Source organism: Jannaschia sp. M317 (assembly GCF_025141175.1).
GTDB lineage: Bacteria > Pseudomonadota > Alphaproteobacteria > Rhodobacterales > Rhodobacteraceae > Jannaschia.
In genome coordinates, this window is the sequence record NZ_CP081155.1 from 2,649,884 (window position 1) to 2,665,737 (window position 15,854).

Annotated in this window: 13 protein-coding genes and 1 tRNA gene; 1 reads left to right on the plus strand and 13 read right to left on the minus strand. The window is 66.5% G+C overall.

The genetic code is table 11. The features are described 5' to 3' along the window. Nucleotides 1-25: 25 nt before the first annotated feature. The 6 genes from K3551_RS13445 to K3551_RS13470 form a co-directional block, all read right to left on the minus strand. On the minus strand, nucleotides 26-655 hold the full coding sequence (locus K3551_RS13445) for an ATP-binding cassette domain-containing protein (protein WP_259914150.1): 630 nt from the start codon (nucleotides 653-655) through the stop codon (nucleotides 26-28). After that, complete coding sequence (locus K3551_RS13450) at nucleotides 648-2,291, minus strand: ABC transporter permease (protein ID WP_259919619.1); 1,644 nt, start codon at nucleotides 2,289-2,291, stop codon at nucleotides 648-650. Before K3551_RS13450 ends, K3551_RS13445 begins: the two co-directional genes overlap by 8 nt. 24 nt (nucleotides 2,292-2,315) lie before the next feature. Further along, nucleotides 2,316-3,509, minus strand: a complete 1,194-nt coding sequence (locus tag K3551_RS13455; protein WP_259914153.1) for an ABC transporter substrate-binding protein — start codon at nucleotides 3,507-3,509, stop codon at nucleotides 2,316-2,318. A gap of 9 nt (nucleotides 3,510-3,518) precedes the next feature. Beyond that, nucleotides 3,519-4,124: a CDP-alcohol phosphatidyltransferase family protein gene (locus K3551_RS13460; RefSeq protein WP_259914167.1), complete on the minus strand. Its 606-nt coding sequence runs from the start codon at nucleotides 4,122-4,124 to the stop codon at nucleotides 3,519-3,521. 79 nt (nucleotides 4,125-4,203) lie between these two features. Beyond that, on the minus strand, nucleotides 4,204-5,355 hold the full coding sequence (arsJ, locus tag K3551_RS13465) for an organoarsenical effux MFS transporter ArsJ (protein ID WP_259919623.1): 1,152 nt from the start codon (nucleotides 5,353-5,355) through the stop codon (nucleotides 4,204-4,206). Nucleotides 5,356-5,402: 47 nt separating this feature from the next. After that, a complete protein-coding gene (locus K3551_RS13470) occupies nucleotides 5,403-6,392 on the minus strand; it encodes an ArsJ-associated glyceraldehyde-3-phosphate dehydrogenase (protein WP_259914169.1) in 990 nt (329 codons plus the stop codon). Between the two features lie 215 nt (nucleotides 6,393-6,607). Between K3551_RS13470 and K3551_RS13475 the strand changes: the two genes are divergently transcribed. After that, nucleotides 6,608-6,697: transfer RNA gene (locus K3551_RS13475), tRNA-Ser, on the plus strand. Between the two features lie 711 nt (nucleotides 6,698-7,408). Here the strand turns inward: K3551_RS13475 and K3551_RS13480 are convergent. The 7 genes from K3551_RS13480 to K3551_RS13510 all read right to left on the minus strand — a co-directional run bounded on the left by K3551_RS13480 (nucleotide 7,409) and on the right by K3551_RS13510 (nucleotide 15,803). Next, complete coding sequence (locus K3551_RS13480) at nucleotides 7,409-8,131, minus strand: alanyl-tRNA editing protein (protein WP_259914172.1); 723 nt, start codon at nucleotides 8,129-8,131, stop codon at nucleotides 7,409-7,411. Then, on the minus strand, nucleotides 8,128-10,452 hold the full coding sequence (locus K3551_RS13485) for a mechanosensitive ion channel family protein (protein ID WP_259914175.1): 2,325 nt from the start codon (nucleotides 10,450-10,452) through the stop codon (nucleotides 8,128-8,130). Before K3551_RS13485 ends, K3551_RS13480 begins: the two co-directional genes overlap by 4 nt. Continuing rightward, nucleotides 10,449-11,477, minus strand: a complete 1,029-nt coding sequence (locus K3551_RS13490) for a cysteine synthase A (RefSeq protein WP_259914178.1) — start codon at nucleotides 11,475-11,477, stop codon at nucleotides 10,449-10,451. The genes K3551_RS13485 and K3551_RS13490 overlap by 4 nt, the downstream gene beginning before the upstream one ends. 48 nt (nucleotides 11,478-11,525) lie before the next feature. Next, nucleotides 11,526-12,650, minus strand: coding sequence for an NUDIX domain-containing protein (locus tag K3551_RS13495; RefSeq protein WP_259914182.1), 1,125 nt, complete (start codon nucleotides 12,648-12,650; stop codon nucleotides 11,526-11,528). Further along, complete coding sequence (locus K3551_RS13500) at nucleotides 12,647-13,108, minus strand: TrgA family protein (RefSeq protein WP_259914184.1); 462 nt, start codon at nucleotides 13,106-13,108, stop codon at nucleotides 12,647-12,649. The genes K3551_RS13495 and K3551_RS13500 overlap by 4 nt, the downstream gene beginning before the upstream one ends. Then, nucleotides 13,108-14,319, minus strand: coding sequence for a cyclopropane-fatty-acyl-phospholipid synthase family protein (locus K3551_RS13505; RefSeq protein ID WP_259914187.1), 1,212 nt, complete (start codon nucleotides 14,317-14,319; stop codon nucleotides 13,108-13,110). The genes K3551_RS13500 and K3551_RS13505 overlap by 1 nt, the downstream gene beginning before the upstream one ends. Before the next feature lie 74 nt (nucleotides 14,320-14,393). Next, nucleotides 14,394-15,803, minus strand: a complete 1,410-nt coding sequence (locus K3551_RS13510) for a deoxyribodipyrimidine photo-lyase (RefSeq protein ID WP_259914190.1) — start codon at nucleotides 15,801-15,803, stop codon at nucleotides 14,394-14,396. Nucleotides 15,804-15,854 lie beyond the last annotated feature (51 nt).

Below are 15,854 nucleotides of genomic sequence, written 5' to 3' on the forward strand. Positions count from 1 at the left end.
CGTCCGTGCAGGGACGTGATCGGCGTCACAGGCGAAGGATAGCGCCCCCCGCGGCGTTTGCGTCCTCGGCGTCGTGGGTGACCATGACGACGGGCACGCCCACCGCGCGGGCCCGACCGAACACCAGGTCGCGCATCTGCCCCCTCAGCTCGGTGTCCAGCTTGGCGAATGGTTCGTCCAGCAACAGACCATCCGGTGCCGACAACAGCACCCGCATCAGGGCAACCCGCGCCGCCTGACCGCCCGACAGGGTGGCGGGATCGCGCGGGCCATACCCCTCCAACGCGATGTCCGACAGCGCGGCGTCGACGGCTGCCCGGCGTGCCGCCCCGCCGCCCCCGCGAGGCAGGCCAAAGGCGAGGTTCGTGGCCACATCCAGATGCGGGAACAGCAACGGATCCTGATAAAGGATCCCGATCCGCCGAGCCTCGGGGGCAAGGCCGGTCAGGTCACGCCCGTTCAGGGTCACCCGACCCTCCGCCCGGAACACCGGGGCCAAGTCCCCCATAAGATAGGACAGCAAGGTCGATTTCCCGGCCCCGGACGGGCCCATCAGGGTCAGAACCTCGCCCGGTCCGACACGAGCGGTCACCGACAGAAGCGTCTGCCCCCGGCGCGCGATCCGCACACCGTCCAACACCAATCCCTCAGCCATGTCGCAGCCCTCGCCGGTCCCGATGCACGATCGCCGGTATCGCAAGCGCCAGAGCGAACGGCAGAAACGCCGCGACCGTCTGCCCCAATCCCCAGACCCCGATGGCCCGGCGGTCCCCTCCGGCGGCCAATGCCACCGCCTCGGTCGCGAGGGTCGAAACCCGCCCCCCGCCCAGCAAAAGCGTCGGCAGGTATTGCCCCACGCTGACCGCCATGCCCACGGCCGTCGCCGTCAGGATCGGGGCCAGCAACATCGGCACCCGCACCCGCCAAAGCACCCGGTCCTGCCCCGCCCCAAGCCCCGCGCCCACGCGGGCATAGCGCACGTCCCAGGCGCGGAACGGGCCGGACAGCGCCAGAAAGACGTAAGGCAGCACGAAAATCAGGTGGCCAAAAATCACCAGACCCAGCGTTGGCCCGAACCCCAGACTGGCTGGCAGCAACTGCAATCCCGGCAGAAATGCGACCTGCGGGATCACCAACGGCAGATACAACAGCCAAAGCGCGCGTTGCCCGACCGTCAGCCCAAAGCGATGCTCTGCCTCCAGGCAGCCGATGGCCAACAGGACCGAGGCGCCCGTGGCCAGTGCCGCGATCAACAGGGTGTCGGCTGCGACCGAGATCATCTCGGGCCCGAACCGCATCCAGCTACGCGCGGTCAGCGCGTCAGGCAGAAGATCCGGGAACCGCCAGCCAGCAGCCACGGACCAAAGCGCCAGCGCCACGATCCCGGCCAGCACCGCCAAGGCAGAGATCACCGCAAGCGTCAGGCCCAGGCCGCGGGCCGTCCCCTCCGGCAGCCCGCGGCCGGACCAGATCCAGCGTCGTGCCAGGCGCGCGGCGACCCGTTCGCCCAGCCACCAGACCGCCAGGGCCGCAAGCACCAGACCAAGCTGTATCAATGCCCCGGCGGCGGCCACCGCCCGCTGTCCCAGGTCCGGGTCCAGCATCCAGCGGGTGACCTGCACCGACAGGGTCGACGGCGTGTTCGGCCCCAGGATCGTGGCCACATCCACGTTGGTCATCGCGTAGACAAGCACCACCAGAACCGGCAGCCGCACCTGGGCATAAAGGCCCGGAAACACCGCCTTCAGCCAGCCGGCAATGCGCCCCTGCCCCAGACTGCGCGCCACCGCCAGACGGCGGGCGTGGCCGACCTGACCGATGGCGGCAAGCATCATCAGCAACAGGAACGGCAGCTCTTTGGCGATCAACCCGGCGGTCAGGGACAGGCCCAAGGGATCCTGCAGGATCAAAAGGTCCGGCGGCACGTCCCAACCCAGCCCCAACGCGGGGATGCGCGCGATCCAGCCCGAAGGCGCGATCAGGAACGCGAGGCCCAGGGCCGCAGCCGCATGGGGCACCGCCAACAAGGGCGACAACAGACGTTCCAGCCAGGCAAATGCGGGCGTGCCATACCACCCCGCCAGGATCAGCGTCGCCACCGCCAGCGCGCCCATAGTCGACAACAGACCAGAGCTCACCGACAATGCCATGGCACGCGGCAGCCCCGGCCAGTCCAGAACGGCCCGCACCGGGTCAAGCGACAGCCCACGGCCCAGCGGCCCCAGCCCGAGCGCCGGCAGGATCGTTCCGACCAGCCCCAGCAGGACCGGGCCCGCCAGAACCGCCGTCATCAAAAGCGGCAGCGGGCGCAGCACTTAGTTGGCGACACCGTAGCGCGCGACCCAATCGGCGGCCAGGCGTTCGGCCCAGCTCGGGTGCGGCTCTGGCAGGGCCTGACCCAGGTCTGCGGGCGACAGGGTCGCGACGCCAAGGTCCAGCGCGTCGAAGGCGGCGCGGTCCGCCTCGGACAGTGCGTCCATATCGAGGACGGTGCCGTAGCCCAGGACGTCAGGCGTCTGCGCGCGCAGCTGTGCGGCGGGCGACAACAGGATGTCGGCCACGACCATCGCCCCTGCCTTGGCGTTCGCGTTGAACGGGATCGCCACAAAGGACGCGTTGCCCAGCGTGCCCTTGTCCAGAACGTAGGTCCGCGCGGTCGACGGCAATTCGTAGTTCGCAATCGCCGCCGTCGCCTCGCCGGGCGAGAAGCTGATGGCGATGTCGATTTCTCCGTCGTTCATCAGTTGCAGTTGGCGCGGTCCGGTCTGCGGATAGGCGCGGCCCTGGCGCCAGAGAACGGGGGTGATCGCGTCCATGAAGTCCCACAGTGGCGCGCTGATCTCGGCATAGTCGGCCCCGACCGGCGCTTGCAGGGCGGCGGGATCTTCGACCAGGTCGATCAGCATCTGTTTCAGGAACGTCGTGCCCAGGAAATCGGGCGGCTGCGGAAAGGTAAAGCGACCGGGGTTCGCCTGCGCCCAGTCCAGAATCGCATCCGCGCTGGCGGGCGGTTCGGCCAGGCGGTCGCTGTCATGGATGAACACGACCTGCGCCATGGCCCACGGGCTTTCGTAACCCTCGGTGGGCACGGTGAAATCGGTGGTCACCGTCTTGCCGTCCACATCGACGAACTGCCAGTTCGGCAGATCCTCGGCAAAGGGCCCGAACAGCAAATCCTGCGCCTTCATCGAGGCAAAGTTTGCCCCGTTGATCCAGATCATGTCGACGGCACCGCCCTCGGTCTTGCCCGCCTGCCGTTCGCTCAGCACCAGGCCTACGGCATCGGCGGTGTCGGCCAGCTTGACGTGTTCCAGGGTCACGCCCAGCTCTGCCGCGCGGTCACCGATCCAGGCGATGAAATCGTTGGTCGTCGTCGATCCCCCCCAGGCGTGCCAATAGACGGTCTGACCCTCGGCCTCGGCCAGGACGGCGGGCCAATCGGCGGGGGTGGGATCGGCCAGGGCCGGAACAGTGGTCAGCGCAAGCGCGGCGATCAGGGGTAGGCGCATGAGGACTCCTCAGTCGGTCAGGATATGGCGGGCGTTCAGGATGCGGGCGGTCGCGGTGACGAAACACAGCGTGCCGAACCCATAGGCCAGCGGGATGAACCAGCCGGGCAACAGGCAGAGCAGGACAAAGAACACGATCGTTTCTGTCCCCTCCAACAGGCCGGCGGAATAATAGAGCGATTTCTGACCCTGTGCCGAAGTCTGAAGCCCGCGTTTCTCGGCCATGGTCGAAAAGCCCAGGAACGAGGTGCCGTTTACGTAAAAGCTCAGCAACAGAAAGGCGGCGGCGGTGGCGTTGCCTGCGTCCAGGATGGCAAAGGCAAACGGCACCGCGCCATAGAACAGAAAGTCGGACCAGATATCGAGGTAGCCGCCAAAGTCGGTCTTGCGCGTCGCCCGCGCGACCGCGCCGTCCAACCCATCCGCCAACCGCGACGCCAGCAACGGCACCAAGGCCAGTCCCGGCGCCCCCAGGGCGATCGTCAAGGCCGCGATCAGGCCCAGCGTCAGCCCCGCCAATGTCACCCGGTTCGCTGTCACGCCGCGCGCCGCCAGACCGCGCCCCAGGCGGTTCAACGGCGGGTCGATCAGGCGGCGGGCGAGGGTGTCGAGCATGGGTGGCGGGTCCTTTGCCCCTCCTGTGCCCTGAACCCGCCGCGCCGCGCAACCGTTGGCACGCAAACGTGAAGGTCTGTCAGGCTGGCACCGGTCCCGGAATGCGCGCCAGGGCCAGCGCCGAGGCCCCGACCATCGCGGCCGAAACCACCAGCGACAGCGTCAGCCCGCCCGCCTGGTAACACAGGCCCGAAAGCACCGTTCCCAACAGACGGCCGCAGGCGTTGGCCATGTAATAGAACCCGACGTCCATCGTCACACGTTTCGCGCCCGCGAAATGCAGGATCAGAAAGGAATGCAGCGAAGAGTTCACGGCAAAGACCGTGCCGAAGATCATCAGTCCGATCAGGACCGGCCAGGCCGCGGCGGGCATCGCCCCGTGCACCAGCGCCAGCGCACCGGCCACCACCATCAGCAAAACCGCGGCCCCGCGCGCCTTGCCCGTCGATCCGCTGCGCAGCAGGCGCGGCGTCGCCCCCTGTACCGCGCCATAGCCGATCACCCACAGCGCCATGAAGCCGCCGGTGATGAAGAACGCCGTCCCCTCGCCCGCCGTTTCCGTCAGCGTAGCCGACAACCAGATCGGCAGGGCCACCACGAACCAGACATCCCGCGCGCCGAACAGGAACATCCGCGCCAGCGACAGCCAGTTGATGCGCGGATCGGAAGAGAAGACCTCGCGAAACTTGGCCCCCTTGTTCCTGACGGTCAGGTCGCGCGGCAGAAAGGCCAGCACCGCGACCAGGATTGCGCCCAATCCCGCGGCCATGATCCAAAGGCTCGGCTCGAACCCGACCAGCGCCAGCAACCCCGCGCCCAGGAAAAAGCCCAGCCCCTTGATCGCGTTCTTCGACCCGGTCAGAACGGCGACCCAGGTGAACAAGCCCCCCTCGGGCACCAGCAGCTTGACCGCCGATTTCGACGCCGTCTTGGCCAGATCCTTAGCCACGCCCGACGCCCCCTGCACCAGCATCACAAAGACGACCGACGTGCCGATCGCCCAGCCAGGGTCCAGCCGGGTCAACGCAACCAGCGCCGCTACCTGAAGCCCCAGCCCCAGGTGCAACGTCAGCGCCAGCCCGAACCGCGCGGCCAGCCATCCTGCCGTCAGGTTGGTCACGATGCCCGCCACCTCGTACAACACGAACAGCCAGGCCAATTGCAGCGGCGAAAACCCCAGCGTGTGGAAATGCAACAGCACCAGCATCCGAAGCGCGCCATCGGTCAGCATGAAGGACCAATAGGCTGCGGTGACCGCTACGTACCCGCGCAGACTGGTCACGCGGCCATCATCCGCGCGATGTCGGCCAGACGGATCGCATAACCGAATTCGTTGTCATACCAGGCATAAAGTTTCAGGTGGGTGTCCTGCACGACAACGGTCGACGGCCCGTCAATCACGGTGGAACGGCGATCATTGAGGAAATCGCTGCTGACCAGCGGTCGATCCTCGAACCCCAGGATACCGGCCATCGGTCCGTCGGCGGCCTCTCGCAAGGCGGCGTTGACCGCTTCGACGGTGACCGGGCGCGACATCTCGAACACGCAATCCGTCAACGACGCATTGAGCAGGGGCACGCGGACGGCATGGCCCATCAGGCGCCCCTCCAGGTCCGGAAAGATATCCATGATCGCCTTGGCCGATCCGGTGGTCGTCGGGATCAGGTTCATCAGGGCGGATCGCGCCCGGCGCGGGTCCTTGTGCGGGCGGTCGACCATGGTCTGGGTGTTGGTCACGTCGTGGATCGTGGTGAACGACCCGTGATTGATCCCAAAGGCGTCGCGCAGGACCGCAACCACCGGGGCCAGGCAGTTCGTCGTGCAACTGGCCGCCGTCACCAGCGGCTGCCCATCATAGAGGTGATGGTTCACCCCATAGACAAGGTTCAAGGCCCCCCCGTCCTTGACCGGTGCGCTGACCAGAACCTGCTTTACGCCCTTGTCGTAATAGGGCTGTACCTTTGCGCCGGTCTTGAACACGCCGGTGCAGTCGATGACCATGTCAACGCCGTCCAGGGGCAGATCCTCGATCTGGCGGTGCGCGGTCAACGGCAGGCGGCTGTCCCCGATCACGAGGGTCTGGCCTTCGGCCCGGACGGCGCGGGGCCAGCGCCCATGGACGCTGTCGAATTCCAGCAGCAGAGCATGCTGTTCAGCGTCGCCGCCCGCGTCGTTGATGCCAACCAGGTCGATCCCGCCGGGCAAATCAAGCAGATCGCGAAGCACCAGTTTGCCGATCCGGCCAAGACCGTTGAGAAAGACTTTCATGCGTGCCCCCAATAGCGTTTTGCCCGCCCGCTAGTCGGCAAATGTAACAGTCGCGCGACAGCCCTGCGATTTCCGAACCACAGACCCGGGCGGGTCCGTCCCAGCCAGATCGTGCACGCCCTGGGAACCGGCCGCACCGATGGCGCGCCTGGACCAACTTTTCCCGCGCAACCCGGCTTTTCAATCCCGCGCACGCGGTGTAGCCCGGATCCGTCGGAGGTGTGGCCGAGCGGTCGAAGGCACCGGTCTTGAAAACCGGCAGGCGTGAAAGCGTCTCGTGGGTTCGAATCCCACCGCCTCTGCCAACGCCCTGCCCGCCGCATGTTCCCGCCGCGAGGCAGGCCCCGACCTTTCAGTCACATCGCCGCCAGGCCACCGAGATTCGGCGCAGCGTTTCACGCGGCGACGTCGGTGACCGCGCCGCAACATCCGCTTTCGCCGTGTTTAACGCTGAAATAGGGGGCGCAGGTCGGTTCGGTCCCCGACCCGCAATCCCGACAGGCTATCCGACAAGCCCCCTCCAACAGGGAACGCTTGCCCAGATCCGTCTTGCTCGGGCAACTGCGCCAGGGCTCGCCCCAGTCCGACCGTCCGCGTGCGAAGCCTTCGCGGAGCAGCCCGGTCGGGGCCCGTTTCGCGGGTAGGCTCCCTGCCCGAGCTGCCTGACCCTCCGCGCAGTCCGGTCGTGGCGACCTTCACCGGGTCGCCTTCGGTGCATATCCGGCCCGGAACGACCGACACCTGCGGCGCCGTCATCCTGCCGGGCGGTGCGAGATTGCGCGCGGACCACTCCCGCACCAAGACGAAACCATCCCACCGGAGGATCCGCCCCCCAAGGGGGCTGCCGTCAGACTACCGCTGGTCGACCCCAGCGGGTCGCAAACGCATCTGGTCACCGATCTGAACGGGGCTCAGGCCGTGGCCATCTTGCGTCCGCGTCAGGCGGTGCCGCCGCCGCCCCCCGGGCCCTGACCTTCGATCCGGCCAACCGCCACCGGGCGTCGCCCTTCGATGGCTCAGGCGAGCGTCAGGGAAATGCGCCGGTTCGCCCGGCCCTTGTTCTCGATCTTGCCGACGACAACGGCCCCGATCTCTGCGGTGGACCGGACGTGCGTGCCGCCACAGGGTTGCAGATCGACGGGCGTCTCGTCCGTGCCGATCCGCACCAGCCTGATGCGCCCCGCGCCGCGCGGCGGTTGCACCGACAGCGTCTTCACCAGACCGGGGTTCGCGTCCAGCTCCGCCTCGGTGATCCAGGTGTCGGTGACCGGATGGTCGGCGTCGATCAGCTGACCCATGCGGGCCTGAATGAACTCCCGGTCGTGGATCACTTCGGGCATGTCGAAATCCAGTCGGCTCTTTTCCAGGCCGATCTGCCCGCCGGTCACGGGCAAGGGCACGACGACCGACAACAAATGCAACGCCGTGTGCATCCGCATGAACCGGTGGCGCCGTTCCCAATCCAGATGCATCTCGATCTCCAGCCCCTCGGTCGGCATGGCCGCCGGTTCCGCAGGAACCAGGACGACGCCCTGCCCGTCCGGCGTCTTGACGGTCGAGGCGATTTCCGCCGACCCGCCGGCCCAATGAATCCGCCCGCTGTCGCCCGGTTGCCCGCCGCCGCGCGGGTAGAAAATGGATCGGTCGACGACGACGCCGCCCTCTTCGGTGCGGGCGATGATCTCGGCGGTCGCGGTCTTCAGGTAAGGATCGCTGCGGTAGAGGGCCTCTGTCGTCATGGGGTCTCCGTCTCGGGGGGTTGGGGGGGCGGACCGGGCTGCAACACCTCGGGGTTGCGCAGCCAGACGTCGCGCTGGGCAAAGGGAATCTCGATGCCTTCATCGCGGAAACGTTCGGCGATCGCATGGTTGATTTCGGACTTCACGATGACCTTCCAAAGGACATCGCGCAGCACAGCGCGGATCAGGAAATCAAGGCTGTCGGCACCGAACCCCTCAAAGGTGATGACGGGCGGCGGGTTCAACACGACCATGGGGTGCGCTTCGGTGATCTCGCGCAGGATTGCCTCGACCCGCCGGGTATCGGTGCCATAGGCCACGCCAACCGGCACCAGTACCCGGCCCGAAGAATTGCCGAGCGTGTAATTCGTCACGACGCCAGCGATCAGATCGGCATTGGGCACGATCACGTCCTGCCGGTCGAATGTTTCGATCCGGGTGGACCGAACCGAGATTTGCCGCACGAAGCCTTCGACCCCGCCCGCGCTGATCCAGTCGCCCAGCTTGATCGGCCGCTCGATCAGCAGAATGATCCCCGAGACGAAGTTCTGCACGATGGTTTGCAGGCCAAAGCCCACGCCCACCGACAGCGCCCCCGCCACGATGGCCAGCCCCGACAGATCGATCCCCGCCATGGTGATCGCCAACAGGGACGCCAGCGTGATCCCGACATAGCCGGTCCCCGACAGGATCGCGTTGGTGCCGCCGGTATCCAGCTTGGTCTTGGGCAAGACCGAGGTCGACAGGATCCCCTTGACCAGGCGCGTCGCCAGGTAGCCCACCGCAAAGACCACCGCAAACGTCAGGAAGTTCGACGGCGAGAGGGTGAATTCCCCAAAGGTGACGCCGCCCAGAAAGGCGTCCCACCATTCCAGCAGGCGCTGCGGACGCACGCCCCAGATCAGAAAGAACAGCGGCAGCGCGATCAACGCCAGGCCGAACCCGATAAGTGTCGGGGCCAGCGCGTCGCGCGCCGAGTCGGTGGTGCGCGTCAACGCCGCATAGGCGTCATAGACCACGCCCTGCATCAGACCGATGACCACCAGCAGGCCCAGCGTCGCCACCGTAGGCCACAGCAACGCCATGCCCAGATTGACGAAGCCAAAGGCGAACATCGCCGGCGCCAGCAGACCCACGACGATCAGGGCCCGCCCCGTCAGCCGCATCACCTTTGCCCAGAATACACCGTCGCCATCGTCGCCCGCCGTGCGCCCCTCGGCCAGCAACAGCTGTCCAAGCCGCAGCAGGGTCAGCCCCGTGACAACCGCAAGGGCAAATTGCAGGACCCCGCGGAAGGTTTCCAGGTCAGGCGCGCTTTCGACCATGCCCTCGATCAGGCTGGCCGCCGCGAACATCACGCCCAGCAGGATCGCGTGCAGCCGTCCCTCACGCCGTCTGCCCTGGGCCACCGGCAACAGCGCGGGCGTTTCGGGGCGCGGCGGAAAGGCGTGATTGGCCAGCCAGCGCGCCGACAGAACCATCAAGGCCAGCCAGGGGGCCAACCAAAGCGCCATGTCGATGACGCGCGCCTCGGCCCCCGCGATCGAGAAAATACGCGTCAGCGCGAGCACGCCCAAAACCGGCAGACCCATCCGCGCGACCGAGACCAAAAGCAGCGAGAGCCGCGCCATCGGAGACGTCGCCTCATGCGCGACCAACCGGTTGCGCAACCCGCTCAGCCAGCGCCCGGACCGCAGCATGAGAAGGACCGCGACAAACAACAGAAAACCGATCTGCACGCCCTTCGACAGCACGAAGGCGCGGGCCGTTTCCGTGCGGATCGGCGCACTGGCCTCATGGGCCAGCGTCACGAACCATTGGCCCGCCGCCAGCAACGCCGGAGCCCAGAGTATCGGGTTCAGCGGGGTCACTTCCTGCCGGAGCAGGGCCTCGGACCGGCGCGATTCAATGATCAGGTCGGTTTCGACAATCAGCCCCTCGGCCCGCGACAATGCGGCCTGCGCGGCCCGAACCGGGATAAGCAGATCGTCCAGCCGTGCCTGCAGGTCCGCCCGCCGCGAGGCCAGCTCCCGTGGTTCTGTCCCATTTTCCGGCACAGGGCCAAGCGCCTCGATTTCCGAACGCAGCGTGGCGATCCGCCCCGCATTCACGTTCGTCAGATCCCCCAGCCGCTCGCGCCAGTCGATCAATTCCAGACGCAGGTCTTCAAAGGCCTCGTCCGAGGCCAGAGCCGATTCCAAAACCGCCTCTGCCCGGTTCGAAATCACCGACCATTCCGCCGGGATCACGTTGTCCTGCGCCAGCGCAGGCCACGCCAACGCCAGCCAGACGAACAGCGGCGCGAGGCGGCGCAGGGTCATTCGAAGACCGACGGCACCTCGCGCCCCGGCCCGTCCAGCCAATCCGGCACCGGCAGACCCTTTTCGCGCAGGAAGGCGGGGTTGTAGACCTTGGACTGATAGCGCGTTCCGTAGTCGCAAAGCATCGTCACGATGGTATGCCCCGGCCCCATGTCCTGCGCCATGCGCACCGCGCCCGCGATGTTGATCGCAGTCGATCCGCCCATGCACAGCCCCTCGTCGGCCAGCAGATCATAAATGATCGGCAGCGCTTCCTCGTCGGATACCTGGCAGGTGAAATCGGGGCTGAACCCCTCCAGGTTGGCGGTGATCCGCCCCTGCCCGATCCCCTCGGAGATGGAGCCACCCTCGGCCTTCAGCGCGCCGTGGGCATAGTGGTTGAACAGGGCCGATCCCATCGGATCGACCAGCCCGACCTTGACACCCTTGGGCTGCAACGCGGCGCCCACGCCCGCCACCGTCCCGCCGGATCCGGCCGCACAGATGAACCCGGACACCTTGCCGTCGGTCTGGTCCCAGATCTCGGGCCCGGTCGTCTCGATATGGGCCTGTCGGTTGGCCGTGTTGTCGAACTGGTTGGCCCAGATCGCGCCGTTCGCCTCGGTCTGGGCCAGCTTGGCGGCCAGGCGACCGGAATAGCGCACGTAGTTGTTGGGATCCTTGTAGGGCTTGGCCGGAACCTGGATCAGCTCCGCGCCCGCCAGGCGGATCATCTCCTTCTTTTCCTCGGACTGCGTCTCGGGGATGACGATCACGGTGCGGAAACCCATCGACGCGCCAACCAGCGCCAGCCCGATGCCGGTGTTGCCCGCCGTGCCCTCGACGATGGTGCCACCCGGTTTCAACTGGCCCTTCGCCACGGCGTCGCGGATCATGTACAACGCGGCGCGGTCCTTGACCGACTGGCCGGGGTTCATGAATTCGGCCTTGCCCAGAATCTCGCAGCCCGTCGCCTCCGACACCTTGTTGAGCCGGATCAGGGGCGTGTTGCCGATCGCATCGGCGAGGTTCTTGTGAATGGTCATGGGCCCGGCCCCCTTGGATACGTGTGAGACGGGTCTAGACGGCCCCCGTCAGCCGTTCAACCGGAACCGCGCGCGGTGAAGCGCAAGCCACTGCGCGCTGAGGATCAAAGGCGCGTTCGCGGCCTCGCCGGTTTCGATCATCGCGATCAGATCGTCCAGCGGGATCAGGTGGATGCGCAGATCCTCCGCCTCCTCCTCGATGCCGCCGGTGGTGGCCAGCGTATCCGGCAGGTCGGCAATCGCAATGTAGGAATGCAGCACCTGCGCCAAGCCGCCGGGGCTGGGATAGTAGCGGGCGACGAAATGCAGGTCGTCCTCGCCGATCTCCAGATCGGCTTCCTCCTGGGTTTCGCGCAGCGCGGTGGCCACGGCCGTTTCGCCCGCGTCGATCAGTCCGGCGACCGGTTCGATCATCCAGGGGCGCGGGTCGTCCTTGGCCAGAGGCCCGACGCGGATCTGTTCCACCACCAGCACCCGGTCACGCACCGGGTCGTAGGGCAGAACCGTCGCCGCGTCGGTCACATGGCTCAGCGCGCGTTGAATGGTGCCGCTGCGGCTGCCGTCGAACCGCGGATGATCGATCAGCCATTCCTCGACCCGATGAAAGCCGTCGTAGGGATAGCGCACTTCGCGCACCTCGACATCTTCGCGCACGAATTCACCGCCGACCGTGATCTGTCGCGTGGTGGCCCGCCCCATCACAACGCCATGAGCGCGTGCATGCAACACGCCGCGCCGACGCGTCAGGTCGGCAGGCGTGATCACCCCCCGTCCCCGCATCACTTCGGCGCTGGCAATCAAGGTCCGCTCGCCATGCCCCGCGATCCAGGCGTCCAGGCTCCAGCTTTCGCCTGTGCCCTCGCCCGGATCCGTTTCGCGGTAAACGTCCACCAACTGCGTTTGGCCTTCGCCGTCGACGACTTCGACCGCCTCGAAGCCATAGCCGAACGCCGTCTCGTACCAGTCGAGCCGGGCCCGCGCCTCTGCGTCCAGATCCTCGGTCATCAGCCCCTGGGCCAGACCACCGGGCACCAACACCGGCCAATCCCCGGCGGACGCGCGCTGCACCTGCCAGCCGTCCAACGAGGCCGGGGTCGTGGCAACGGGACAGCCCGCGACCGCCTCCAACAGCGGGTGCCATCGCAGGGTGCCGAACAGGAACAGACGGCTCATCGCAGGGTCCGCCCGACGATCCCGCCGATCAGGCCGACCACTGCCGCACCACCAAAGAATGTGCCCAGAACGATCGGATTGACGATCAGCTGCGCATCTTCCCACAGGTATTCCATCCAGGCCGCCGCCGCCGGGCCGACCTCGGTATACTTACTGTCGAGGGATTCGATGATCATCACCGAGAAGCTGTGCAGCACCAGGCCCAGAAGCATCAGAACGAACGCCCCCCCAATCCCCGCCGTGACGGCGCGGGTCATGGTGGTGCCCTTGTTCATCTCGCCCGAACAAACGCGGCCGATATATTTCCAACCGACGATCAACCCGCCAAGCGCGATCCATTCGCGGAACCGACCGACGACGACGCCTTCCGGCAGAACCTCCCGCACGATCGTCTCGCCGGTCCACCAGCCCAGGACAGCAAACAGGACGGCACAGACGAGCTTGGCGGGTGTGGGCATTAGCTGGGCTTTCGAACGATCATCTGGATGACATCGCAATTGCCGTATTCGAAGGCCCCGGCGCAAGACGTAAGGTAAGTATTCCACATCCGGCGGAAGCGATCGTCGAAGCCCTGGGCCGCGACCTCGTCCCAGCGGTCGTTGAACCGGTCGAACCACCGCCGGAGCGTTTGGCTGTAACCCTTTGCAATGCTGAAGGAACTGCCTTCCTCCAGACCCGCGCGGTCGATTTCCTCCGACAGGCGGAAGGGCGCCGGTAAAAACCCACCGGGAAAGATGTATTTCTGAATGAAATCAACGCTTCCGATGTAGATGTCCCAGCGTTTGTCCGGCACGGTGATGATCTGCAAACTCGCCTGACGCCCAGGGCGCAGCCGGTCGCGCAGGGTGTCGAAATACGCAGGCCAGTATCGTTGGCCAACGGCCTCGAACATTTCGATCGAGGCGATCCCGTCATAGCTGCCGGTCTCGTCGCGATAGTCCTGCAACTTGAACTCGACCTGATCAGAAAGCCCCGCTTTTTCAATGCGATCACGGGCGAACTTCAACTGTTCCTTGCTCAGCGTCAGGCAGGTGACCCGCAGCCCCCGTTCGCCCGCCGCATATTCCGCGAACCCGCCCCAGCCGCAGCCGATTTCCAGCACATGTTCGCCCGGCTTCACCTCCATCCGGTCCACGATGGAGGCGTATTTGGCGATCTGCGCCGCCTCCAGGCTTTCTTGTCCGGTCTGAAAGATGCCCGCCGAATAGGTCATCGTATCGTCCAGCCACAGGCCGTAGAACGCGTTGCCCAGGTCGTAATGCGCCGAGATGTTCTTTTTGGCCTGATCCTTGGTGTTCCGCTGCATCCAGAACCGCAGGCGTTCATAGACCCGCAACAGGGCCAGGCCGCGCTGCTGCTGGATCAGGCTGTCGCCTTCCTTGTTGATCAGATCGAACAGAGCCATCAGGTCCGGCGTGGACCACTGCCCTTCCAGGTAGGCATCGGTGAAACCAAGATCACCCTCGCGCACCAGGCGGGCAAAGACGGCAGGGTCATGCACCACGATCTCGCCCACCGGCCCCGGCTGTCCGCCGACATGGCGGAACCTGCGGCCATCGGGCAGCACGACATCCATGCGGCCACTTTGCGTCTGCTCCAGCATCGCCCAACAGGCACCGAAGTATCGCGGCAGGTCGGTCTGTCCATCGAGCGTCGTGATTGCGTCCATCTGGTCCCCCGAACTCTCCTCGGACGGCACGAAACCATCCCTTAACCTTTTGGGCAAGCTTGCAGGTGCCGACATTACGCCGGGTCCCGCTGCTTGTAGGCGTCCAGCGCCCGTTCCCGCCCGGCCTTCAGACCGACGATCGGTGACGGGTAGGAATCCCCCGGCGACAGATCCCAGCTGCGTGGGATCGCATCATAGAACGCCGACGCCTCGGGCGCCGGATCGGCCTGCCCCTCGGCCAGCCAACGGCGGCGATAGACCCCGCGCGGGTCGAATTTTTCCGCTTGGGTATCGGGGTTGAAGATCCGAAAAAACGGGGCCGCATCAGGGCCGGACCCGGCCGCCCATTGCCAGCCCATCGCGTTTGACGCGGGGTCCCAGTCGACCAGGCAGTCGGCGAACCAGTCCGCGCCCAATTTCCAATTTGTCATCAGATGCTTGGTCAAATAGCTGGCGACCAGCATGCGGGCCCGGTTGTGCATCCGACCGGTGACATACAACTCTCGCATGCCGGCATCCACGGCCTCGATCCCGGTGCGGCCGCGCCGCCAGGCTTCGGCCAGCGCCCCGTCGCCCTGCCAGGGAAAGGCATCCCATTCCGGGCGCCAGTTCTCGGACGTCAGGCGCGGCGTATGATAGGCGAGGTGATGGGCGAAATCGCGCCAGACCAACTCCTTGAGAAAGGTCTCCGCCCCGGGCTTGCCATCGCGCAGCGCACCCTGCCCTGCGGCCCAACAGGTGCGGATGCCGATTTCGCCATAGGTCAGGTTTTCGGACAGACCGCTGGTGCCGTCTTGGGCCAGCATGTCGCGTGACGTTGCGTAATCCGCGATAGGGCCATCAATGAACCGGTCCAACCTGTCGCGGGCGGCCTGTTCCCCGACGGTCACGTGCCGCGCCACCACATCGGCCCCTCGCCGCATCGCCTGGCCAAGAGCCCAGTCGCCCAGCACCTCTGTCGCGGGCCAATCCTGTGGCTCTTGCAGATCGGCAACGGGTGCCATGGCATCGCCCGGGTCGCGGTCGCGGACGGCCTTCCAGAACGGCGTGTAAACCTTGTAATAACCGCCACTGCCGGTTTCGACCGTCCAGGGTTCGAACAGGACATGCGCGCCAAAGCTGCGCGCGGTCAGCCCATCGTCCCGCAGCGCTTCCTTGACCGCAGTGTCGCGCGCGCGCTCATCCTCAACGTACAGGCGGTTCCAGACGACGGTATCCGCCCCGGTGTCCGCCACCAACGCCCGCAAACTGGCCAGAGCATCGCCGCGCCGCAGGATCAACCGGCTGCCGATCCCGTCCAGCGCCGTTGCCATCGCCTCCAACCCCAGGCCCAGCCGCCATTTCGGCGCCGCGCCCCAGGTATCGACCACCTCGTCCAGCAAGAAGACCGGGATCACCGGGCGACCCTGGGCCGCGGCCCATGTCAGGGCGGGGTTGTCGGCCAGGCGGAAATCCCGGCGCATCCAATAAAGTATCGCTGTCATGTCGCCCGACATAGTGCATGGGCGCGAGGGGGAAACGGCACATCGCGCCGT